The following is a 1,394-nucleotide window of genomic DNA, read 5'->3' on the forward strand; positions in this document are numbered from 1 at the left end:
GGCTCTCTGTCAAATGTTGGGGTGTTCACCCTACGAGCCTTCTTTGGCACCAATCATATGTATGGTTGGTGCCATTCTTTTTGCTCAAAAGTAGAATACGTACTCTAAATCTACCAAAGTGGCGAAGTCCATAGCTTATTCGTTTTAATACCTTAATCTTGTTGTTAGTTCCTTCTGTATATCCATTGGAATATGGTAATAAGAATGCATTAGTTAATTGCGTCATCCATGCAGGAAACGATGTAAAGAAGTTATTAAATTCTTTCAAACCAGATGCTTTCACTAATTCTAACCAATGCTTTAAATGTGTAGCTATCCCTTGTTTACCATAGGTTGAAAAGATTTTTCTAAAAGATAGTTTTAAAGCATATGCTTTTCGTAAATCTTCAGAAATTCGAAGTATTTCACAGAGCTTAATGTGTTCAGCTTCCGTTAAATGATCTGGATGTTTCATTAGCACACGTCGATTCTGTTTTAACATACGTGAATACGCAGCCAGTTTATGTTGCTCCCGTTTTCTAACTCGCTCTACCGCCCAATCCACAAGTCGACACACATGGTATCGATCACAGATAATGTGTGCATGTGGAAATAGCGCCTCCATGATGCGTTTAAACTGTATGGACATATCCATTACAATAAACTTAACTTGTACGCGATCTTTATGTTTAAATGATGCAAAATAGCGGATTAATGCTTGCGTATCACGTTTCGGTAAAATGTCTAATATTTCGTGTGTATCTGGATTGGTTAAATTGACTTGGTATTGATGACCTTCCGCATTTCCTTTGAATTCATCAATACCAATAACAGTAGGTAGTGTTTTAGGCTTAGGTATAGTAATCATAGAGCAATAGCGTAATACTGTAGTAATAGATGTATCACACTCGTTAGCGATAGCAGTATAGGTTACACTTTCAGTAAGTTTGTCAAATAACAAATTAATATTGGTTATACTTAGTTGCATATGTTTTCGTACAAATGGATTGGTCTCGGAAAAAGAGTGCTTACAATGAGGGCAAATATATCGACGTTGTCTATATTTTCCAATTAATGGTCCTCGTTGTACTTTTCCAAATTTTACCGTACGTATGCGGTAATCTTTAATACGCTCTGTAGTTTCTCCGCATTTTGGGCAAATATGTGGTGTTACCGGTACTTCTATGTCAAAAATAAATGTTCCGTCCAATTCGTAGCTATTTGTAATATATTCTTGTTTTACATTATGTAAAAATTCAGTATAATCAGTAGTAGGCATATAAGCTCACATCCTTTCTTTAGGACTTTGACACTTTTATTGTAAAGCATGTGAGCCTTATATGCTTATTTTTTGCAAAAAAATAATGTTGGAAGTGACACCGTAGTGGTGTCACCCCAACATTTATTATAGAGCC

At 35.6% G+C, this 1,394-nt stretch carries 1 protein-coding gene; it reads right to left on the bottom strand.

Going from position 1 to position 1,394, the window contains the following annotated elements; genetic code table 11:
* Window positions 1-25: 25 nt before the first annotated feature.
* On the bottom strand, window positions 26-1,258 hold the full coding sequence (locus VEI_RS09250; protein ID WP_059364589.1) for an ISL3 family transposase: 1,233 nt from the start codon (window positions 1,256-1,258) through the stop codon (window positions 26-28).
* Between the last annotated feature and the right edge of the window lie 136 nt (window positions 1,259-1,394).

The sequence above is a fragment of the Veillonella tobetsuensis genome, assembly GCF_001078375.1.
Taxonomy (GTDB): domain Bacteria; phylum Bacillota; class Negativicutes; order Veillonellales; family Veillonellaceae; genus Veillonella; species Veillonella tobetsuensis.